Source organism: Bradyrhizobium lablabi (assembly GCF_001440475.1).
Lineage (GTDB): Bacteria > Pseudomonadota > Alphaproteobacteria > Rhizobiales > Xanthobacteraceae > Bradyrhizobium > Bradyrhizobium lablabi.
On sequence record NZ_LLYB01000086.1, the window covers coordinates 135,423 to 157,072 of the forward strand.

General features: G+C 64.0%; 17 protein-coding genes and 1 riboswitch. Of the genes, 8 read left to right on the plus strand and 9 right to left on the minus strand.

Annotated elements, in window-relative coordinates; genetic code table 11:
- Positions 1-506: 506 nt before the first annotated feature.
- From CQ14_RS24540 to CQ14_RS24550, 3 genes are all read left to right on the plus strand, one after another.
- Positions 507-1,637, plus strand: coding sequence for an efflux RND transporter periplasmic adaptor subunit (locus CQ14_RS24540; RefSeq protein WP_430650214.1), 1,131 nt, complete (start codon positions 507-509; stop codon positions 1,635-1,637).
- The gene (locus tag CQ14_RS24545) at positions 1,634-4,786 is read left to right on the plus strand and encodes an efflux RND transporter permease subunit (protein ID WP_057860410.1); all 3,153 of its coding nucleotides are present in this window, start codon (positions 1,634-1,636) and stop codon (positions 4,784-4,786) included. Before CQ14_RS24540 ends, CQ14_RS24545 begins: the two co-directional genes overlap by 4 nt.
- A gap of 177 nt (positions 4,787-4,963) precedes the next feature.
- On the plus strand, positions 4,964-6,157 hold the full coding sequence (locus CQ14_RS24550) for an ABC transporter substrate-binding protein (RefSeq protein ID WP_057860411.1): 1,194 nt from the start codon (positions 4,964-4,966) through the stop codon (positions 6,155-6,157).
- 104 nt (positions 6,158-6,261) lie between these two features.
- Here the strand turns inward: CQ14_RS24550 and CQ14_RS24555 are convergent, their stop codons facing one another.
- Genes CQ14_RS24555 through CQ14_RS24570 form a run of 4 tightly spaced genes read right to left on the minus strand, consistent with a single transcriptional unit; the run spans position 6,262 to position 10,914 of the window.
- Entirely contained in the window at positions 6,262-6,654 is a 393-nt protein-coding gene (locus tag CQ14_RS24555) for an MAPEG family protein (protein ID WP_057860412.1), read from the minus strand.
- Positions 6,655-6,684: 30 nt separating this feature from the next.
- Positions 6,685-7,770 (minus strand): lipocalin-like domain-containing protein, encoded by a 1,086-nt coding sequence (locus CQ14_RS24560; protein ID WP_057860413.1) that lies wholly within the window; start codon positions 7,768-7,770, stop codon positions 6,685-6,687.
- A complete protein-coding gene (locus CQ14_RS24565) occupies positions 7,760-10,222 on the minus strand; it encodes an ABC transporter permease (RefSeq protein ID WP_057860414.1) in 2,463 nt (820 codons plus the stop codon). Before CQ14_RS24565 ends, CQ14_RS24560 begins: the two co-directional genes overlap by 11 nt.
- Positions 10,219-10,914: an ABC transporter ATP-binding protein gene (locus tag CQ14_RS24570; RefSeq protein WP_199805605.1), complete on the minus strand. Its 696-nt coding sequence runs from the start codon at positions 10,912-10,914 to the stop codon at positions 10,219-10,221. Before CQ14_RS24570 ends, CQ14_RS24565 begins: the two co-directional genes overlap by 4 nt.
- 264 nt (positions 10,915-11,178) lie before the next feature.
- Between CQ14_RS24570 and CQ14_RS24575 the strand changes: the two genes are divergently transcribed.
- Both CQ14_RS24575 and CQ14_RS24580 read left to right on the plus strand, forming a co-directional pair.
- On the plus strand, positions 11,179-12,453 hold the full coding sequence (locus CQ14_RS24575) for an MFS transporter (protein WP_057860415.1): 1,275 nt from the start codon (positions 11,179-11,181) through the stop codon (positions 12,451-12,453).
- Positions 12,454-12,460: 7 nt separating this feature from the next.
- On the plus strand, positions 12,461-13,120 hold the full coding sequence (locus CQ14_RS24580; RefSeq protein ID WP_057860416.1) for a glutathione S-transferase family protein: 660 nt from the start codon (positions 12,461-12,463) through the stop codon (positions 13,118-13,120).
- A gap of 23 nt (positions 13,121-13,143) precedes the next feature.
- Here the strand turns inward: CQ14_RS24580 and CQ14_RS24585 are convergent, their stop codons facing one another.
- The gene (locus tag CQ14_RS24585) at positions 13,144-14,886 is read right to left on the minus strand and encodes an N-acyl-D-amino-acid deacylase family protein (protein WP_057860537.1); all 1,743 of its coding nucleotides are present in this window, start codon (positions 14,884-14,886) and stop codon (positions 13,144-13,146) included.
- A gap of 165 nt (positions 14,887-15,051) precedes the next feature.
- Positions 15,052-16,272 carry an MFS transporter gene (locus CQ14_RS24590; RefSeq protein ID WP_057860417.1) on the minus strand — a complete coding sequence of 407 codons (1,221 nt, stop codon included), beginning with the start codon at positions 16,270-16,272 and terminating at the stop codon, positions 15,052-15,054.
- 172 nt (positions 16,273-16,444) lie between these two features.
- On the opposite strand from CQ14_RS24590, the gene CQ14_RS46680 reads away from it, so the two are divergent.
- On the plus strand, positions 16,445-16,912 hold the full coding sequence (locus CQ14_RS46680) for an ATP-grasp domain-containing protein (RefSeq protein ID WP_245320480.1): 468 nt from the start codon (positions 16,445-16,447) through the stop codon (positions 16,910-16,912).
- Between the two features lie 113 nt (positions 16,913-17,025).
- Complete coding sequence (locus CQ14_RS46685) at positions 17,026-17,694, plus strand: ATP-grasp domain-containing protein (RefSeq protein WP_245320481.1); 669 nt, start codon at positions 17,026-17,028, stop codon at positions 17,692-17,694.
- Positions 17,695-17,719: 25 nt separating this feature from the next.
- Here CQ14_RS46685 and CQ14_RS44785 read toward each other — a convergent pair whose 3' ends face one another.
- Positions 17,720-17,875, minus strand: a complete 156-nt coding sequence (locus CQ14_RS44785; protein WP_199805606.1) for a hypothetical protein — start codon at positions 17,873-17,875, stop codon at positions 17,720-17,722.
- Between the two features lie 162 nt (positions 17,876-18,037).
- On the opposite strand from CQ14_RS44785, the gene CQ14_RS24600 reads away from it, so the two are divergent.
- Entirely contained in the window at positions 18,038-18,280 is a 243-nt protein-coding gene (locus CQ14_RS24600) for a hypothetical protein (RefSeq protein WP_057860418.1), read from the plus strand.
- Between the two features lie 23 nt (positions 18,281-18,303).
- On the opposite strand, the gene CQ14_RS24605 is transcribed toward CQ14_RS24600, so the two are convergent.
- Together CQ14_RS24605 and CQ14_RS24610 are read right to left on the minus strand one after the other, a co-directional pair.
- Entirely contained in the window at positions 18,304-18,573 is a 270-nt protein-coding gene (locus tag CQ14_RS24605; RefSeq protein ID WP_057860538.1) for a hypothetical protein, read from the minus strand.
- Between the two features lie 373 nt (positions 18,574-18,946).
- The gene (locus tag CQ14_RS24610) at positions 18,947-21,229 is read right to left on the minus strand and encodes a TonB-dependent receptor (protein WP_057860419.1); all 2,283 of its coding nucleotides are present in this window, start codon (positions 21,227-21,229) and stop codon (positions 18,947-18,949) included.
- A gap of 112 nt (positions 21,230-21,341) precedes the next feature.
- Positions 21,342-21,540, minus strand: a riboswitch (cobalamin riboswitch).
- Positions 21,541-21,650: the final 110 nt, after the last annotated feature.

Consider the following 21,650-nt stretch of genomic DNA (forward strand, 5'->3'; position numbering starts at 1 on the left):
AGATGATGCGGGCGAGGGTCTCGTAGGATGGGTGGAGCGAAGCGATCCCCATCGCCATGCGCACCGGGGTTGATGGGTATCGCTTCGCTTCACCCATCCGATGATTGAGCATCCCGTCATTCCGGAGTGCGCACCCTCGGAATGACGAGAGGGCGGGGAGCGCGACGCTCTCTCACGATGTCACGTTTTCGTCATCAGGTGGCGATTAGCTGGGCCCTCGTCGCGATGGTCCCGCCTTCATCGCAGTGCGGAAAGAGTGAAATCCGCGGTGCGCAGGGCGTTGGCTACGCGGATGCATAACGATTGTGCTTGATCCCGCCGGGTTCTTGACGAGACTGGGAACTGATCACATCTGTGGCCTCCGCCTTCAAGGTTCCACGGCAGCCGCTTCCATCGATCAGGATGTAGTGAGTGCAGAAGAGATGGGATTGAGCACGACTGAGCAATTGGAAAGTCCGGCTGCACCGGCAGCCATCGGTAATCATTCACTTCGCCGCCTCAACTGGCTGGCCCCTGTGCTCGTGCTGGCGCTGTCCGCCTGCGACAACAAGCCGGCGCAACAGGCGGCTCCCCCGGCGCCGCCCGTCACCGTGGCGCAGCCGGTGAAGCGCACGGTTACGGACTGGGATGAATTCACCGGCCGGTTCGAGGCGGTGCAGGAAGTCCAGGTCCGTGCCCGGGTCGGCGGCTTCGTGACATCGGTCGAATTCCGCGACGGCGCCATCGTGCGCACGGGCGATCTGCTGTATGTGATCGACGCCCGTCCGTTCGAGGCGGTCGCCGAGCAGGCCGACGGCCAGTTGTCGGACGCGCGCGCGAAGGGAGAACTCGCCAAACGCGAACTCGACCGGGCGCTGACCTTGAACCAGACCCAGGCGGTGTCTGATTCCATCGTCGACCAGCGCCGCCAGACCCTGCAGGCGGCGCGCGCGGCCGAGATGCAGGCCGAGGGCGCGCTCAAGGCCGCCAAGCTCAATATCGAGTTCACCCATGTAATGGCGCCGATCACCGGCCGCGTCAGCCGTCATCTCGTCACCCCAGGCAATCTCGTGCAGGGCAGCGAGGGCGGCGCCACGCTGCTGACCTCGATTGTCTCGCTCGATCCGATCTACATCTATTTCGACGTCGATGAGGCGACCTACCAGCGCAACAGCAAGCTCTGGTTCGAAGGCAAGCGGCCGAGCTCGCGCGATACACCAAATCCGGTGCAGGTGACGCTGACGGGCGAGACCAAGCCCTCGCATGACGGCAAGATGGATTTCCTCGACAATCGCCTCGACGCCTCGACCGGCACGCTGCGCAGCCGCGCGGTCATCCCCAACAAGGACCTTTCGATTCTGCCCGGGCAGTTCGGTCGCGTCCGGATCATCGGCAGTTCGCCTTACGAGGCCCTGCTGTTGCCGGATACCGCGATTGCGACCGACCAGTCGCGCAAGATCGTCTTTGTCGTCAAGGACGACAACACGGTCGAGGAGAGGCAGGTGGTGCTCGGGCCGCTCGATGAGGGGCTGCGCGTGATCCGCGAGGGCCTGAAGCCGGAAGATCGCGTCATCATCGACGGCCTGCAGCGGGCGCGTGTGGGCGCAAAAGTCACTCCGCAGACGGCCGAAATCAAGCCTGCCGGTGGCAAAACATGAATCTCGGCCGGCTCTCCATCAACCAGCCCATCCTGGCGATGGTGCTGTCGATCGTGCTGCTGATTGTCGGCGCCATCGCCTATACCACGCTGCCGGTTTCGGAATATCCGCAGGTGGTGCCGCCGACCGTCGTCGTCACCACGCAATATCCGGGCGCCACCGCGCAAACCGTCTCCGACACGGTCGCAGCCCCGATCGAGCAGGAGATCAACGGCGTCGAGGACATGCTGTATCTCTACAGCCAGGCCACCTCGAACGGCAATCTGACCATCACGGTCACCTTCAAGCTCGGCACCGATCTCGACAAGGCGCAGGTGCTGGTGCAGAACCGGGTCGCGATCGCGCAACCGCGGCTGCCGGAAGAGGTGCAGCGCAACGGCGTCGTCACCCGCAAGAACAGTCCCGACATCCTGATGGTGGTCTTCATGCTGTCGCCGGACGACAGCTTCGACCAGCTCTATATCAGCAATTATGCGCTGCTGCAGGTGCGCGACGAGTTGCTCCGCGTCGACGGCATCGGCGACATCCAGATGTTCGGCGCCCGCGACTACTCGATGCGGCTGTGGCTCGATCCGGACCGGATCGCAACGCTCGGTCTGACTTCCGCCGAAATAGTGGCCGCGATCCGTGCGCAGAACCTGCAGATCACGGGCGGGCAGATCGGCGAGCCGCCGATCGCCGACCGCGCGTTCCAGCCCAATCTCACCTTTACCGGGCGCCTGAAGGATCAGAAGCAGTTCGAGGACATCGTGGTCAGGGCCGGCGCCGACGGCCGCATCGTGCGGCTGCGCGACGTGGCGCGGATCGAACTCGGCGCGTTGTCCTATTCGACCAACAGCTTTCTGCTGCGGAAATCGGCGGTCGCGCTGCTGGTGACGCAGCGGCCGGGATCGAACGCGCTGGCGACCGCGAAAAACATTTCCGATACCATGGAGAAGTTGAAGACGCGCTTTCCAAAGGGCCTCGACTACAACATCGGCTACAACCCCACCGAATTCATCGCGCAATCCGTCCACGAACTGATCAAGACGATCTACGAGGCGATGCTGCTGGTCGTCATCGTCGTGCTGGTGTTCCTGCAGGGCTGGCGGCCGGCGATCATCCCGATCATCGCCATCCCTGTATCGCTGGTCGGTACCTTCGCCGTGATGGCGGCGCTCGGATTCTCCATCAACAATCTCACCTTGTTCGGGCTCGTGCTCGCGGTCGGTATTGTCGTCGACGACGCCATCGTGGTGGTGGAAAACGTCGAACGGCATCTCGAGCATGGCATGAGCCGGCGCGATGCCGCGCTCAAGACGATGGAGGAGGTCGGCAGCGCGCTGGTCTCGATCGCGCTCGTGCTGTGCGCAGTGTTCGTGCCCACGGCGTTTCTGGGCGGCATCTCCGGGCAGTTCTTCCAGCAGTTTGCCGTCACCATTGCGGTCGCGACTGCAATTTCCTGTTTCTGCTCGCTGACGCTTTCGCCGGCGCTGGCCTCGCTGATCCTGCAACCGCATGGCGAGAAGCGGCCGGCGGCAAGCTGGAATTTCATCTCGCGCGGCTGGGATTGGTTTACCGGCCTGTTCAATCGCGGCTTCGACCGGCTGTCGCATGGCTACGCCAGCGTGGCCGATTTCGTGATCCGGCATTCGGTCGTGATGCTGCTGTTGTATGTGGCGCTGATCGGCAGCGCCGGATGGCTGCTCGCCACTACGCCGCAAGGGTTTATTCCCGCGCAGGACCGCGGCTATGTCATCGTGTCGGCGCAATTGCCGGGCGCGGCGTCGCTGGCGCGCACCACCGACATCGTCCGTCAGATCGAGAAAGCGGCGCTGGATACCCCGGGCATCATCCGCGTTGCGGCATTCGCGGGATTTTCGGGCGCGACCCGAACCCAGGCGGGCAATGCGGCGGCCCTCTTCCCGGTGTTCGCGGAACCGGAAGAGCGTCACAAGAAAGGGCTGACTGCGGCTGCGATCACGGCGGATTTGCGCAAGCGTCTGTCCGCGATTCAGGGCGCGTTCATCATCGTCATTCCGCCGCCGCCGGTGCCGGGCATCGGCACCGGGGGTGGCTTCACGATGCGGGTCCAGGATCGTCAGGGCCGCGGCCCCGAACTGCTGGCCGCCGCCAACGACGAACTCGTCAACGCGGCGCGCAAGGCGCCTGGGCTGACGCAGGTGTTCTCGCCGTTCACGGCCAATACGCCGCAGCTTTTCGTCGATATCGATCGGGTCAAGGCGCAGAAACTGGGCGTGCCGATTGCGAACGTCAACGAAACCATCCAGACCTATTTCGGCTCGACCTACGTCAACGACTTCAACCTGTTCGGCCGCACCTATCACGTCACTGCCCAGGCCGACCTGCCGTTCAGAAAAGAGCGGACCGATCTGGCGCGGTTGCGCACCCGCAACGCCGCCGGCGACATGGTGATGCTCGGCAGCGTGGTGGATTTCCGCGACGTTTCAGGTCCTGACCGCGTCGCCCGCTACAATCTCTATCCGGCGGCGGAGTTGCAAGGCGAGGCGTTGCCGGGCACGAGTTCGGCCACCGCGATCAACACCATGAAGAAGCTGGCGGAGGAAACGCTGCCGAGCGGCTTCTCGTTCGAATGGACCGATCTTTCGTACCAGCAGGTCACCGGCGGCAATGCCGGCCTCTACGTCTTCCCGATCTGCGTGCTGTTCGTGTACCTGGTGCTGGCGGCGCAATATGGATCGTGGAGCCTGCCATTCGCCGTCATCCTGATCGTGCCGATGTGCCTGCTCGCCGCGACCATCGGCGTGCGGATCATGGGGCTGGACATCAACATCCTGACCCAGATCGGTTTCGTGGTGCTGGTGGGGCTCGCCGCCAAGAACGCCATTCTCATCGTCGAGTTCGCGCGCGATATCGAGCTGGAAGGAAAGGCGCGTCTGGACGCCGTCATCGAAGCCTGCCGGTTGCGCTTGCGGCCGATCCTGATGACGTCGTTTGCCTTCATCCTCGGCGTGCTGCCGCTGGTGATCTCGACCGGCTCCGGCTCGGAGATGCGTCAAGCCGTCGGTGTCGCGGTGTTCTTCGGCATGCTCGGGGTGACGCTGTTCGGCCTGGTGTTCACGCCGATCTTCTACGTCATCGTGCGCAATCTCGCGGACGGGAAGGGCAAGAAGCCGGCTGCGGCGTGAACTTGCCGTCGTCATCCGGGCTCGCATTCCCTGCGCCCCGGAATGACGGACAGGGTTTGACGCGCCGCCACTTCAAAGTTCCCAATACTTTTGGCCTATCCGAAATGGATGGGCACTGGCGGGGTTATTGAATAATGTCGCCCCCGTTCCTCTGACAAAAAATTCCGGGAGAAAAAAATGAAGTCGGGATTGTTGGCCGCCGTTGCTGTGGGCGGTCTCTTGCTCGCCGCGTCGGCATCGGCGCAGGGCGTCAAGATCGGTATTCTCAATGACCAATCCGGCGTCTACGCCGATTATGGCGGCAAGTGGTCGTTCGAGGCCGCCAAGATGGCGATCGAGGATTTTGGCGGCGAGGTGCTCGGGCACAAGATCGAAATCGTCTCCGCCGATCACCAGAACAAGGCGGATCTCGCCACCGCGATCGCGCGGCGCTGGTATGAGGTCGAAGGCGTCGACATGATCACGGAGCTGACGACCTCCTCGGTCGCGCTCGCGATCCACGATCTCTCCAAGCAGATGAAGAAGATCGACATCGTCGTGGGTGCGGCGACCTCGCGCCTGACCGGCGATGCCTGCCAGCCCTACGGCTTCCATTGGGCCTACGACACCCACGCGCTCGCTTACGGCACCGGCGGCGCGCTGGTGGAATCCGGCGGCGACAGCTGGTTCTTCATGACCGCCGACTACGCCTTCGGCCATGCGCTGGAAAAAGACACCGGCGATTTCGTCAGGGCCAAGGGCGGCAAGGTGCTCGGCGCGGTCCGCATCCCCCTCAACACCGCGGACTTCTCTTCTTTCCTGCTGCAGGCGCAAAGCTCGAAGGCGAAGATCATCGGGCTCGCCAATGCCGGCCTCGACACGACAAACTCGATCAAGCAGGCGGCCGAATTCGGCATCGTCAAGAGCGGCCAGAAGCTGGCGGGCCTGTTGCTGACGCTGGCCGAAGTGCACGGCCTCGGCCTCGATGCCGCGCAAGGCCTGGTGCTGACGGAAGGCTATTACTGGGACCGCGACCCCAAGAGCCGCAATCTCGCCGAACGCTTCTTCAAGCGCACGGGCCGGATGCCGAACATGATCCAGGCCGGCACATATTCGGCGACGCTGCAATATCTGAAGGCGGTGAAGGCCGCCGGCACCAAGGACACCGAGGCCGTGGCGAAGAAGCTGAAGGAGCTTCCGGTCGACGATGACTTCGCGCAAGGCGGCAAGGTGCTGGAAAACGGTCGCATGGTGCACGACCTTTATCTGTTCGAGGTCAAGAAGCCGGCGGATTCGAAGAAGCCGTGGGATTATTACAAGCAACTTGCTGTGGTCCCCGGCGACAAGGCGTTCCCGGCGGCAAAGGATTCCGGCTGCCCGCTGGTGAAGTAGCTCTCTCGGTTTTCGTCATTGCGAGGAGCGAAGCGACCAAGCAATCCATCTTTCCCAATGCGGCGAGATGGATTGCTTCGCTTCGCTCGCAATGACGGCGCGCTTCACCCCTGCACCAGCCGCCACACGATGGCGCCGAACGCGCCGATCCACAGCGCAATCGTCGCCAGCGCCTGGATCGCGAAACCCAGGCTGCGGTCCTTGACCGCCCTGGCGTAGCCGAGCACGTAGAGAACGCGGCCAACGACCCACACCAGCCCGATCGCCGCGGCGACGCCGTCGCTGATATAGATCGCGAACAGCCACAGCGAGGGCAGGAAGATCGGCAGCCATTCCAGCGTATTCATCTGGGCGCGAAACACGCGCTCGAAATCCGGATTGCCCGAAATTGCCGGTAGCTTGACGCCGAACGTGCCGCGTGCCCGCGAAACCAGGATCGACGAGTAGAGGTAGACCAGGATCGCCAGCAAGGTGACGAGCGCGGTGAGATGATACATCGCCGAGTTTCCCCCCTGTTACGTGCGGGCTTAATAGCCCGTCATTTCCAGATAGCCCACCCCGGTGTGGCTGCCTTCGAAGCGGATCGGGCCTTCCCAATAGGGAAAGCTCGTGCCCATCCAGCTCTTCGGGTTGAGCGGCCTGCATTCGATCGCCAGCGCCATTTTCGCGACCGCAATGCGCCAGGAGGTCGGGATCTTTCGTCCCGCGATCGGCGTGACGGTCAGCGGCGTCATGACGATGTCGCCGGAGCCCAGCATCTCGACCGTGTTGTCGGGCGCGATCCATTTGCCGGAGCCGTAATGCTGGCCGTCGGTCTGGCGCATCCGGTACAGCATCAGTTTGTCGCCCGAATTGAAATGCAGCGAGAGCCAGTCCCATCCGCTCTGGTCCGCGGCCAGCGGCTGGCTGCTCCATTCGCGATCGAGCCAGGCCATGCCGGTGACGTCGATCGGCTTGTCGTCAATGGTGAGAATGCCCGCCGCCGCATAATGCGGCTGGCTGTAATAATACGACGCCTGTTCGCGCAGTGATTTGCGGCTGTAGCCGCCGTCGCCCTGCAGCGTCAGCGGCCGCTCCGCATCGAGGCGCAGCGTGTAGCTGAAATCGGTGCCCGATGCTTTCAGCGCGCACGGTGCGATATTGTCGTCGTTCATCGGGTCGAGGGCGCGCATCTCCCAGGCGTCGATCCAGGCGTGAAACGGCGCCGCCTCGACGCCGGCCTGGCCGACGCCGCCGCGCGCGAACGTCTGGCTGAAACGATGGGTATCGTCGCGCGTGACGGCGGCATGGCCCATCCAGATCTGCTGGTTGGCCCAGCCTTCCTGCGCTCCGCCGGCTGCGATCGCCTGGCGAAACAGCGTCCATTGGGCGCCGTAGGCGGCTCCGCGCGCATCGGTGAGATTGGCCGTCACATACCACCACTCGATGCGGAATTGCGGATGTGGCCCGTGGTCGGCGGGAAATGCGAATGTCCTGTCAGGGACAACAGCCGCAAATCCATCCGCGCTTTCGCTCAAACCCGCAAAACCCTGTGCGAACGCGCTGCCGCCGAGCCCGGCAAGGAATGCGCCGCCGACGAAGCCGCGACGGGTGATCGGGCCGCTACCGTTCATTGGCAAAAATCCTGATCAGGCTGGCCGGCTGCATGCGCGCCAACCGGATGACGGGGAGCGCGGAAGCCGCAAACGCCGCCGCCATCGCGACGCCGGTGAGCCACAGCAGTTGCAGCGGAAAAACGTGGAATGGCAATCGCCAGCCAAACGCCTTGACGTTGACGATGGCAAGCAGGCACCACGCGACCAGCAACCCCAGCGGCAGTGCGAAGATCGTGGTGATCAGCGCCACCGACATCGTCTTCAACAGCTCGATCGCCGCGAGCCGCCGCCGCGTGACGCCGATCGCCCATAAAGGCGCCAGTTGCGGCAGGCGGGAATTGGCCAGCGTCAGCAGGCTCGTCAACAGCGCGACACCGGCCACGCCGAGCGTGAAGGCGTTCAGTGCCGCCGTCACCGCAAAGGTGCGGTTGAAGATCCGTGTCGATTCCGCCTTCATCGTCGCCTGATCGGCAACGTTGCGGTCGTCGAGGGCGAATTTTTCCTGCAGCGCCGAGATCAGCGCCGGAATTTTTCCCGGCGCGACCCGCAATCCCATGCGCGTCAGCGGGATTTCCGGAAAGCGCCGCGTCAGCGCGGCGAAGTTTACCGCGATCTGGCCCTTGGGATTGCCGTAGTCGGCATAGATGCCGACCACGTTGAGCGTCCAGTTACCGCCCGATGCCGGCACCTCGATGCGGTCGCCGACGGATAGATGCAGCCGCCGCGCCAGTTGTTCGCTGACAAGCGCGGCGTCGCCCGGACGAAGCTTGATCCATGGATTGTCGGCCGATTGCAAGAGCGGCCAGTTGTCGCGATAGGTGGCGTGATCGGGCAGGCCCAGCACTTCGAGCGGCGCGCCGGCCAATTGCGTATCGGCGCGGCCACCGGGCAGCACCGCCTCGACCTCGGGACGCTCGCGCAGCCACGCCCTGATCTCGTGGGCCTGTTCGTCGTTGGCGGCGTTGACATAGACATCCGCGGCCAGCCGCCCGTCGAGCCAGACCAGGAAGGTGCGGGAAAAACTCTCGACCATGGTGGAGACACCGACATTCACCGCTAGCGCCAGCAATAGCGCCATCAGGGCGAGCGACAAGCCGGACAGTTGCTGGCGGCTATCGGCCCAGAACCAGATGCCGAGCGGCGCGCGCGCGTAGCGCTGGCCGAGCGACAGCACGATCTCCAGCAACATCGGCAGGATCAGCGCGGCGCCGAGCATCAGTGCGGCGAGCACGGCAAAGCCCGTAATCAGGGAATCGCCGAACCAGAGAAAGCAGCCGGCTGCAGCGAACGCCGCGAGCGCCAGCGCGCTCTGGTAAGTCAGCCAGCGCCGCTGCGCCTGTTGCCAGGCGAAAGGCTGGGCGGTGGCCAGTAGCGGCAGCCGCAGCGCCTTGGTCAGGCTGGCCGCAGCCGCCGCCAGCGCGCCAAGAATGCTGATGGCGATACCTGCGATCCACCATTGCGGCTTGAGCGTTAGCTGTCCCGGAATCTGCGCGCCGTAGAGCCCGCGTAGCGATGCGGCGACATCGGGGAGCAGCGCTCCGGCGATGAAGTAGCCGCACACGAGGCCGATCAGCCCCGCAGCCAGCGCCAGCGACACCAGTTCGATCATCAGCACGACGTTCATCATCCGCGCCGAGACGCCGCAGGCGCGCAGGGTGCGCAAGGTCGGCAGCCGCTGCTCGAAGGCGAGCCCGATCGCCGAATTGACGATGAACAGGCCGACAAAGAACGACAGCAATCCGAATGCGGTGAGGTTCAGGTGAAAACTGTCGGTGAGACGCTCAAGATCAGTCTCCGCATTGGGCTCGATCAGGCGAAGCTTGTCGCCGGCAACGCTTTCGAGCGACGTGCGCCTGCCTGCCGTCTTGCCGATCAGGAGGCGGGAGAGCTGGTCCGGCATTTTCAGGATGCTCTGCACCACGCCGATGTCGACGACCAGCACGCCGGGCACCAAATTCGGCTGCACGCGAAGCGGCGGCAGCGATGCGCCGCCATTGGCCTGTGGGCGCGCGCCCTCGGCGAGCTTGAGATCGGCCAGCGTTTCCGGCGCGACCAGCATTTCGCCCGGCGGCGTCATGAAGGATTGCAGGCTGGCCTTGCCTATCATCGGCGCGTCGCCGACTTCGGCGGGCAGCGTCACCGGCTCGATGCCCAACAGGCGGAACGACCGTCCCTCGATCTGGATACGGCCTTCCAGCACCGGCGAGACCGGCCAGCCGGCCCGGCGCAGATCGACGAAGAGCTGTTGCGGAAAGCTGGCGCCGCTGCGGGCGACCAGCATGGCGGTGCGGGTGCCGCCGAACATGGCGGCGGCCCGGTCATAGGAGGTGCGGGCCTGCTGGTTGAGCGCCTGAACGCCGCTCCACAGAGCAGTCGCCGAGATCAACCCGATCAGCAGGGTCGCAAGCTGCATCGGATGCCGCCGCCAATGGCTCAGCAGCACGGCCAGCGTCCAGAGCGCGCGTTTCACGCGATCACCCCGGCATGGAGGTTGACCTGGCGGTCGAGCGTTGCGGCGAGCCGCGCGCTGTGCGTCACCATCAGAAAACCGCAGCCGCTGCGCGTCACCAGATCGCGCGCCAGCGCCAGCACCTCGTCCGCGGTATCCTCGTCGAGATTGCCGGTCGGCTCGTCCGCGAGCAGCAGCAGCGGCTTTGTCGCCAGCGCGCGGCCGATCGCGACGCGCTGCTGCTGGCCGCCGGACAATTGTTCGGGATAGCGTTTCAGGAAACGGCCGAGCCCGAGCCGCTCCACCAGTTCGTCGTGCCAGGCCGCATCATGACGGCCGGCGATGCGCGACTGGAAAACGAGATTGTCTTCCACCGTGAGGCTCGGGATCAGGTTGAATTGCTGAAACACCAGGCCGAGCCGGTCGCGGCGCAATTCCGCCCGGCCGGCATCGCTGAGCTCGGAAACCGACGCGTCGGCCAGCCTGATCTCGCCGCCATCGGCGGCATCGAGGCCGGCGATCAGGTGCAATAGCGTACTCTTGCCGCTGCCGGATTCTCCTGTCAGCGCCACGCTCTCGCCGGCCGCGACCACAAGATTGACCCCGCGCAGCACCGCGACTTCCTCGCCGGCCGCGCGGTAGCTCTTGGTCAGGCCGGTCACATGAAGCACATGATCGGTTACGTTGGGTACGATGGGACTGCCGTTGGTCATGCGCGAAGGTGGACCGAATTGACCATGTAAGCTCCCCTGGGGTGATGGCATTGCAACATATCAGCGCTGTTGCGCCGGATCACGGCCTCAATCGCGCTACCGCGTGATCGTGATCCGGTTGTGGCCCGCGTCTGCCCTATCAGCCAGCAGTTGCGACGCAGGGGTCTGCAGCAAAATCCCGGTTGCCTTGCGCGGGAACCCCCTTGTAGCATTGGAACCGGCCGACCCTACAGAGCCAGCAAACATAAAACGGGGAAACCTGCCATGACCGCGCAACCGACGCCCAAGGGCGCCTGGACAATCACCTTCCTGCTGTTTCTGTTCATGCTGGTGAACTTCGCCGACAAGATCGTGGTTGGGCTCGCTGGCGCGCCGATCATGGATGAGTTGAAGCTCTCGCCGGAGCAGTTCGGTTTCCTCGGCTCCTCGTTCTTCTTCCTGTTTTCGATCTCCGCCATCGTCGTCGGGTTCATCGTCAATCGGGTCGACACCCGCTGGGTCTTGCTTGTGATGGCCATCATCTGGTCGATATCGCAATTTCCCATGGTCGGCACTGTCAGCTTCACGACGCTCGTCATCTGCCGCATCATCCTCGGCGCCGGCGAGGGGCCGGCATTCGCCGTGGCGGCGCATGCGGTCTACAAATGGTTTCCCGACGAGAAGCGGACGCTACCAACCGCCATTCTCTCGCAGGGCTCGGCATTTGGCGTGATCCTCGCGGTGCCCGCGCTGAACTGGATCATCGTCAATCATAGCTGGCACTATGCCTTCGGCGCGCTCGGCGTGGTCGGCCTGATGTGGGTGGTGGCGTGGCTGGTCCTGGGCAGGGAAGGCCCGCTGGTGCAGACGGTCCAGACGGCCACGACGGATCCGCGCATCCCCTATTTCCAGCTGCTGACCTCACGGACCTTCATCGGCTGCTGCGCCGCGACCTTCGGCGCCTATTGGGCGCTGTCGCTCGGCCTGACCTGGTTCACGCCGTTCATCGTCAAGGGACTGGGCTTCACGCAAAAGGATGCAGGCTGGATTTCCGTTCTGCCCTGGGTATTCGGCGCCACCATCGTGCTGCTGACGGGCTGGATCTCGCAGGTGATGCTGGCGCGCGGCTTCACGACGCGCGTCTCGCGCGGCGTGCTCGGCTCGGTGCCGCTGATCGTCGGCGGCCTGATCCTCGCCGTGCTGCCGCTGGTGAACGGCGCGGGGCTGCAGATCGCGTTGCTCGTGGTCGGCTCCGGGCTTTGTGGATCGATCTATGTGGTATGCCCGCCGATGCTCGGCGAATTCACGCCGGTGCAGCAGCGCGGCGCCGTGCTCGCGATCTATGGCGCGATCTACACGCTGGCGGGCATGATCGCGCCGTCCGTGATGGGCATCGTGATCCAGAACGCGGCAGTGCCGCTCGACGGCTACTTGGTCGGCTTCACCATCAACGCCGTGATCATGGCCGCGTCGGGCCTGCTCGGGCTCCTGCTGCTCTGGCCGAACACGGAACGCGCAAGGCTGATGGCGCAGTCCGCCGCGCAGCCGAAGTTTGCGTGAAACCAGAATGGCTCGTTACAGGCTCCATTGCATCGGCGCTTCAGGCAATTCCTACAAGCTGGCGCTCTATCTGAATTGTGCCGGCCTCGACTGGGAGCCGGTCGGGGTGGATTTTGCCGGTGGCGTGACTCGGGATGCCGTGTGGAGGGCAAATAAAAATGCGATGGGCGAGGTTCCGGTACTGGAAGTCGACGGACAGCTCATGTCGCAGTCGGGCGCGATCCTGATCTGGCTTGCGGAAACCACCGGTAAGTTTGCGCCCGGCGCGGACCAGCGATACGAGGCCTTGCGCTGGATCATGTTCGACAATCACAAGTTCACGAACAACCATGCGATGCATCGGTTTCAGAGGTCATTCATGCCAGCGCCGGTGCATCCGGCCATCTTGTCGTTCCTGCGCGCGCGCACCGAGGCGAGTTTTGCGATTGTCGACAAGCATCTCGCCGATCGCGCCTTCATGCTCGGCGATAAGCCGACCATCGTGGATTTTTCCCTGGCGGGTTATGTGTATTACCCCAAGCAGGAGACCGGCTTCGATATCGCCAAGGATTTTCCGGCGATCGATGCCTGGCGCGAGCGCCTCGCGGCGCTGCCGGGCTGGAAGCCGCCGTACGAGCTGATGCCGGTGGGATCGGACCTCCGGCTCACGATGCTCCCGCCCGCATAATCCTGCAGCTACGCAAAAAAGAACTAACTCGCCGCCGCGTCGAGCTGCGGCTTTGAGCCCTGCGCGCCGCGCACCAGTTTGCCCGGACGGGCGCCGGTGGCCTTGCCGCCGCGCTGCGTCGCCACGCCGGAGACGATGGTGGCATCATAGCCATCGACCTGCTGCATCAGGCGGCGGCCGCCGACGGGGAGGTCGTAATGCACCTTCGGCGGATGCAGATGCAGGCGATCGTAATCGATCACGTTGACGTCGGCCTTGAAGCCCGGCGCGATCACGCCGCGGTCGTAGAGGCCGACCGAGAGCGCGGTCTTGCGTGATTGCGCCGCCACCACGAACGGGATCGAGAGTTTTTCGCCGCGGCTGCGGTCGCGCGTCCAGTGCGTCAAGAGATAGGTCGGGAAGCTGGCGTCGCAGATGATGCCGCAATGCGCGCCGCCGTCGGAGAGGCCCGGCACGGCGCTGGGTTCGCGCAGCATCTCATGCACGGCATCGAGATTGCCGTCGGCATAATTGAGGAACGGCACATAGAGCATGCCGCGGCCTTCGTCCGTCAGCATCGCCTCGTAGGCAAGTTCTTCCGGCTGTCGGCCCTGCCGGCGGGCTTGCGGGCCGAGCGCATTTTCCGGCGGCTGCTCGTAATCGGGGGGATCACCCAGCAGATACATCTTGTCGTAGTTCGGCCGGAAGAACAGCGGGTCGTCGGTTGCCGTCGCCGTCTCGTTCAGGATGGCCGCGCGCACCTCGGGCCGGCGCAGATGCGTGAGCCGCTCCGCCAGTGGCAGGTTGGCGATGGCGCGGTAGCTTGGATGGGTCTGGAACGGATTGCGCGACAATTCCAGCCCAAGCAGCAACCCAACGGGCCGCGCGGCGATCTGGGTCGTGATCGACAGGCCGCGGGCGGCGGCTTCATTAATGGTGTCCATCGTTTGCCGCCAACGCCGCGGCGCCTTGTCGGCCTGGGCGACGGAAAACGAGATCGGGCACCTGGTATTTTCAGCGACCCGCAGCATCATCGGCAAATCTTCGTCCACGGTGCTCTGGTCGAGCACGAATTGAAGCACGCTGCGGCCGACGCCATGCATCGCAGCCGCGATCGCGGTCAATTCATCTTCGCCCGCTTTCAGCGTCGGCGTGTAGTCGCCGGTCGAGGTGCGGTGGTTGAGCGTACGCGAGGTCGAGAAGCCCAGTGCGCCTGCGCGCACGGCGTCGCCGGCGAGCGCCGCCATTGCCCGATTGTCCTCAGCCGTCGCGGGATCGCGGCGCGCGCCGCGCTCGCCCATCACGTAGACGCGTAGCGCCGCATGCGGCAGTTGCGCGCCGATGTCCATGTCGAAGCTTCGCTTCGACAGCCACTCCATGTAATCCGGGAAGCTTTCCCAGGCCCAGGGTATGCCGGCGCTCAGCACCGGCTCAGGTATGTCCTCGACACCCTCCATCAGTTGAATCAGCCTGACGTGGTCGGCCGGCCGGCACGGCGCGAACCCGACGCCGCAATTGCCCATGATCGCCGTGGTGACGCCGTTCTGCGAGGACGGCGTGATGTCCTGGCTCCAGGTGACCTGTCCGTCATAGTGGGTGTGGATGTCGACGAAGCCGGGCGCGACCAGTTTGCCTTTGGCGTCGATCTCTTCCTTGCCCCTCGCTGCTACCTTGCCGACTTCGGCGATGCGACCGCCGGCAATCGCAACATCTGCTTCGAACAATTCGCCGCCCTTGCCATCGGCAACGGTGCCGCCGCGTATCACGAGGTCGGGGGTCGAGGTCATGGCTTCCATCCCGGTTCTGGTTTTGTTGCCGCATCATCCGACGTCATCAGACACAGTCAACCGCCGGGGATGGGGCTCAGGAATGCATCTAAAGCGTTTTCGAGGGATAGCATGCCCGCGGACTTGATCCGCGGGTGGGGTCCCGGCTCGCGTGAAGAGACGGCGTTATGCCTTGACGGGTTCCGCCGGCTTGCGATCGGTCACCAGCGCCAGCAGCACCGTCAGCACCATGAAGGCGACGGACGCGCCGAACACCCAATGCGGCAGGTTCTGATCCATGATCCAGCCGAACAGCAGCGGCGAGAGAATGCCGCTGAAATTGAAGCCGGTGGAGACGATGCCGAAGGCGCGGCCGGCGGCGCCCGCAGGCGCGGCATTGCGGACCAGCATGTCGCGCGAGGGGGCGATGACGCCGCCGAGGAATCCGGCCAGCCCCATCGCGGCGGTCAGCACGACCGGCGGCAGGTTGGTCACCGCAATAATCGTGATGATGACGGCGTTGATTGCAAAGCAGGCGGCAGCGACATTGCCGTGACGCTTGGTGCGGTCGGCGAGATAGCCGCCGGCCAGCACGCCGGCCGCGCTGGCGCCGAGAAACGCGGTCAGCGCGATATTGGCGGCGTGGAATGTCACGCCATAGCCGCTCATCAGCGCGACCACGCCGAAATTGCTGATGCCGGCATTGGACAGGCCGAGCAGCATGAAGAATATCGTCAGCACGATCAGGGCTGGCGTCACGATGCTCTGCTGCGGCGCCGCCGTGCCGTCGGCCTTGCGATCGGCCGAACTCGCATCGGGAATTTTCACGGCGATCAGCAGCAACGCCACCACGGGTCCAACCGCGCCGGCCACGATCAGCGCGCCGAGCCCGCCCACGGCCGCCACCAGCGCGGCCATGATGGCGGGCGCCACCGCGCCGCCAAGGAAGCCCGCAAAGGTATGGACCGAAAAGGCGCGGCCCATCCGCCGTGTGTCCATATGCGTCGACAGGATCGCATAGTCGCAGGGGTGATAGACGCTGTTGGCGAGGCCGAGCAGGGCGGCGCAGGCGATCAGCGAGGCGTAGCTCAGATGCAGGCCGAGCATGATCAGCGCCAGGCCGCCGACGGTGAGACCGATCAGCAAAACCTTTCGCGCGCCGATATGGTCGGCAAGATAACCGATCGGGGCCTGTGTCATGCCGGAGACGACGCCGAACACGGTCAGCGCGAAACCCAGCTCGATATAGCCGACGCCGAGCTGTTCTTTGAGGAACGGAAACAGCATCGGCAGCACGAACAGATGGAAATGGCTGACCCAATGGGCGACCGAAATCGCCGCGAGCGTGCGCAGCGAGCTATCCGCCTTGGCATCGGCCTGTTGCGGTGCGGCCAGAATATCGACCATGTCAGCTCAAAATCCTGTGTGACTTGCGGCCCGGCTGGGCGAGCTGAAAATATAGGCAGGCCGTTATTTGTCCATGAATGCCGCTGCATGGCTTGCCCCTGCGGAGGGCAGGGCGCGTAATAGCCCCATGAAATCGGAAGACAAAGACGGCTTGGCGCGGCAATGATCCGATATGCCTGATCCCATAAAGCCGCTCCGGGTGCTCGTCTCCGAAGGTTCCAGCACCTCGGCCCGGGAGGCGGTTACGATTCTGGGGCTTTCGGGCCATCACATCGAGGTCTGCGATCCCTCGCCCTGGTGTCTATCGCGATTCTCGGACTTCGTTCGGAAATTTCACCGCTGTCCCGGACTGCGGGATGACCCGGCCGGCTATCTCGCCTTCGTCGAACGGCTTCTGGCCGATGGAAAATTCGATGTTCTGTTGCCGACGCACGAGCAGGGATTCTTGTTTGCGCGGGTCGGCCAGCGCATCGCTGACCGTACCGGGATCGCGCTGCCGAGCTTTGAAAGCTATCGGCAGGCGCATAGCAAGGCGGGCTTCAGCCGCTTGCTCGATCGGCTGAAGCTGCCGCAGCCGTCGACACGCATCGTTACATCGGCCCAGGCGGTGCGCGAGACGATCCGCTTTCCGGCCGTCTGAAAACCTCCGTCGGCACCGCAAGCCACGGCATCTGGTTCGTACGCAGCGCAGACGACCTCGAAAGTGCGCTGCGCGATCTTGGCGACGGCGATGGATTCGCCGGTGAGGTGCTGGTGCAGGACTTCATCGCAGGCACCACCGAGAAGGCGCAGTCGGTGTTCTGCCGCGGTCAGCTGATCGGCTTCCACGCCTATCGGCAGGTTGCTGCGGGCGTCGGCGGCGGCGAGGCGATCAAGCAGAGCGTGAGCCGGCGTGTGGTGCGAGCCTATCTTGAAGAGATCGGACAGGCGCTCGAATGGCATGGCGCGCTATCCGTCGATTATCTCATGCGCGGCGATGACGATCCGCCATTGCTGATCGATTGCAATCCACGGCTGGTCGAGCCGATGAATGCCTTTCGCTCCGGCGTCGATCTGGTCGGGCTCTTGCTTCGGATTTCGCTGGGCGAGACGCCGGAAGCGTTGCCCGCAAGCCGCGACGGCATGCTCACGCATCTGGCGATGCAGGCGCTGCTCGGATGCGGCGCGCGTGGCGGCACGCGGCGCGACATTGTCAGGGAATGCCGGCATGTCGTTGCGGCCAGCGGGCCTTATGCCGGCAGCAGCGAAGAACTCACGCCGGCGCAGTCAGACTGGATCAGCGCCGTGCCGCTGGCGATGGTGGCGGCATTGCTGCTGGCCTCGCCGAAGCTCGCAGTCAAACTCGCGCGCGGCGGATTTGGCGCGCATCTCCTCAATCTCCGGAGCATCCGGATGATTGAGGAAGACGGATTTGGCGAGTGAGCGCCCACCTTACGGACTTCACCCGCTACAACGGCTCATCATCATCATCCGAACGATCGTGCTTCGGCGTCGCGATGTCGCCGTCCTCGTAATCCTCGTCCTCGGCCGGAACGCGTTCCGGCTTCTTCGGCTTGTCGTCCGCTTTCTTCGGAGGTTCGTTCTTCCTGCCCGTTCCGCCCATGTGATGCCTCTTGCCGGATCAATCGGCGTTTGCGCTGCGTGCCGACTCAGGGTAACGGCATGACCTCAATCTGCCGCGTTTGGCCGGCATCCTAGCGCCGATCAGACAATTCTTCCCGCCCTTTTTGCGGCTGCAGCCCGAAGGGCCTCACATGGAGCCAGTATGAAGAAGCCCCGCATTGCGCTGGATGAACCGCAGCCGCGCAAGACCATCCGTGCCGACAAGGCGCCCACCTCCGGTTACTCGCTGGTGGTCGATGGTCACTTCAAGTCGCATCACGATACGGTCGAGGCGGCGGAGGAAGCGGGCATGGCGTTGAAGAACCGCTTCCAGATGCTGCAGGTGCAAGTCTACGACGCCGAGAACAAGACGCGGTCGCTGATCGATTGGCCGGGGCCGGCGTAACGCGCCGGACCTCCGCGCCTCGCTCAGATTCGCCGTCCGCCGCTCTGCTGGTTCGCCAGCCAGTCGGAAAGGGCCGGGGCCTTCTCGTTCAGCTTTCTCGGTTTGGCGCGCGCCTTCTTGGCCGCAGGCGCTCGCGGCGGCTCGGCCGCTTCGCGTGCGAGCCGCAATGCCTTTAGCCGCGCCATGTTATCCAGCATGGCTTTCGATGCGGCTTCCCGCTCGGCCATCGCGGATTTCGCGTTCTCGGCCGCCTTTGCCGCCCGGTCGTCGCGGTCTTGATCGTCATTCGTCATTTTCACATCAGCCTTTGAATATCTGCTGTCTTGTTCTTGGCCGCCGGTCCGGCTGCATCCGCTGCAGATCGGCGCGCTCTTCGACACATCGTTCGGATCGCGATAGGTATCGAGGAGCGGTTTGGCGCGGGGTGTACCACGGGATCCGATTTCGGAGAGCATTATTTTTGGTCGAAAACAAGTTGCTTTCTTTTCAAATCAATCATGACCGCGAAGCTCCGCTTCGTCGTTGCCTGTACCGGGTTGCCGGAATCGAAATCGGTGAGCCAGGCATGTAGCGCCGCCGAGGCGTGCCCTGGGCCTTCATCCGCCGCAAGGCCTTCGGGAACCGGCTCGGTCGCCGGCCCGGTATGGACCGAACCGGCGGCTCAGGTCAGAACGTCGCGCCGGCCTTCACCATGAAGGTGCGGCCGGGGAGCGGATAGGCCGAGAAGCGGCCGGGCGTAAACGAGCTTGCGATCGCGTAGTCATAGTAAAGTGCGTTGAACAGATTGTTCACGCCCACCGACCAGAAGAAGCGATCGTAGGCGCCGCTCAGTTTCAGATCGACGGTGGCGTCCGCCGGAATACGGCGCTGGGTGTTGGCCTGGTCATTGTCCATGAAGCGTTCGCTCCAGGCGCGGACGGTGGCATCCAGCACCAGATAGTTCTGCCAGATGTTCCAAGTCGCGCCGCCGCTCGCGGTATAGCGCGACACCAGCGGCACGTCGTTACCGGCGAACTGCCCTTCGCGGAATACAGCGCGGGTATAGGCCACGCCGCCGCGGAGCGTCACGGTGTCGCTGACACGCAGCGAGGCGCTGGTCTCGGAGCCGTATCGGCGGGTCGGATCGAGGTTGACGTTGAAAAACAGCGCCGGGATGAAATGGATCTCGTTCTCGAGGTCCATGTTGTAGATGCTCGATTGCATCTGGAAACCGCCGCTCTTGATGCGGAATCCGCCCTCGATGTCGTGCGAGGTCTGGGTCTTCAATTCGAAAGTCCCTGGAACGAAGAAGGGGCCGCTGGAGACGCGCTCGTCGACGGTCGGGGTTCGGAACGCGCGCGCGGCGCGGCCGAATACCGAGAACACGCTATTGAAGCGATGCTCGAGGCCAATATGCAGCGCGTATTGTGTTTCATTGCTGTCCAGCGGCGAGGCCGCGGGGCTGCAATTGAAGAACATGGCGCAACCAGGCGCATTGGGATCAAACCGATCCCGGGCACTCAGGCTGGTGTTTTGAATCCTCGCGCCATAGGAGAAGTCGGTCGTCGGTAACAGGCCAACGGTGTGCTGCCAGTAGCCGGCGAGCGTTTGTTGCGACAGGTCGTAGATGTGGGTCGGCGCAAGGCCTTTGAACGCTCCGCGGTCCTGATTGAATGTCGCGTCGTAGTAATCGATGCCGGTCAGGATCTGCGAGGGAATTCCGAAGATTGTGTTCTTGACGCTCAATCGCGGTGTGATCGACCAGGTTAGCAATGATGCGTCGTTATAGGTGGAGGAGAAACTCGGAAGCGGCGAGGCAAACGGTATCGCGCCGAAGAAACCGCTTTGCGTGTCCTTCTTCCGAACGCCGCCGTCGACGATGAGGTCGACGCCGTTCATGATTGTCTTGGTAAAGCCGGTGGTGGCGCTGGCTCCCTGCTGGTTGCCGTAATCGAACGGCGTATTGGTGCCCCTGCGATCAGTGACGAGTTGGTCCAGTCCGATGGAGGGATCGACGGTGCGTCCGCCCGGGAAACCGAGCTTCTGATCGTCACCAGTCACCGTAAGGAAGGCCTTGAGGTCAGGCGTGGAGTAATTGAGATTGCCGATCCCGTTGCGCTGGTCGAGGGCGTTGTTGACCCGGTAACCATCGGACTTGATGGCGTTGCCATAGAAGGACGTCGACCAAGGTCCGTAATTGGTCGCGGCCGAGATATTCGCAAGCCGTTGGTTGAAAGAGCCGATGCCGGCCTCTGCGCGCATCGCGAAAGGCGGGCCGCCGACGCCGTTCTTCAGCACGATATTGATGACGCCGCCGATCGCATTGTCGCCGTACAGCACAGCGCCGCTATTGCCGCGTGTGATTTCAATCCGCTCGATCGAATCGCGCGGAATGGTCGAAAAATCGACACCGGCCATGTCGATGTCGTTGAGCCTTCGGCCGTTGATGAGCACGAGCGTATTTGAGGTCGCAAAAGCGCCGAATCCGCGCAGGTCGACGCTGGTCTTGGCGCCGTTGACGCCGCCATACAGGCTCGTCAGTTGCACGCCGGGCGTTTGCGCGATGATTTCCTGCAACGTTTGTGCGGGCGAATGCGCGATCTCTTCGGCGGTAATAACGGTCGATGCCGTGCCGACAATGCCTGAAAACTGCCGCCCGCCGCTGCCGCCCGCGCCTTGCGAGGCGCTTTGCGATGCGACGTTCGAGCCGGTCCCGGCGGCGGGCCGCGTACCGGTCGACGGTGCAGCCGCCGGCACGACGCGGCGCGAGGTCGACCCCTCATAGTAGGTCGGTCTTGCGCGGGTTCGGTTCGGGTCGGTGGGCGACGTGATCTCGATCGGCGGCAATTGCTCGGCCGCCGTCTGCTGCGCCTCTGCGCCGGAAATGCCGAGCGAGACGATGGGCACCAGGAAACTGGAGGCAAGCCAGAAGCGGCGCCGCCGCCCGGTGGCTGAGATGGTGGAAGACATGGTGCAGACCTCGGTATGACGTCAGTGGCACGTCACAGCGAACCAAGTCTCACCGTATGCTAACCGAGCTTAGGTGAAGCTAATGCCTGTACTCCCCGACCGACATCTTCGCGTGTGACCACGGCTGACGGCAGGTCTCCTGGCTCGCGGGTCGTTACCCCATCGTCGCCTTCCCAGGACCGAGATGCCCAGTGGCGTGTGACGAAGGATTCGCCGCTTACAGTTGCGGGGGCAGCCGCGGAATTGGGGGATTTCCCCGCACCGCATTCCCTTTTGATCCCCAAACGGGAACCGTCGGGAATTATGGTAGAAGTTTGCCAAAGTCCGAGTCAATCCGCCCGGCGCGCCCAGCGATCCCTACTGGACGAGTGCGCTATTTTTGCCGCATGAGCACGCGTACCCGTCTTCTGTACCGGAGCGG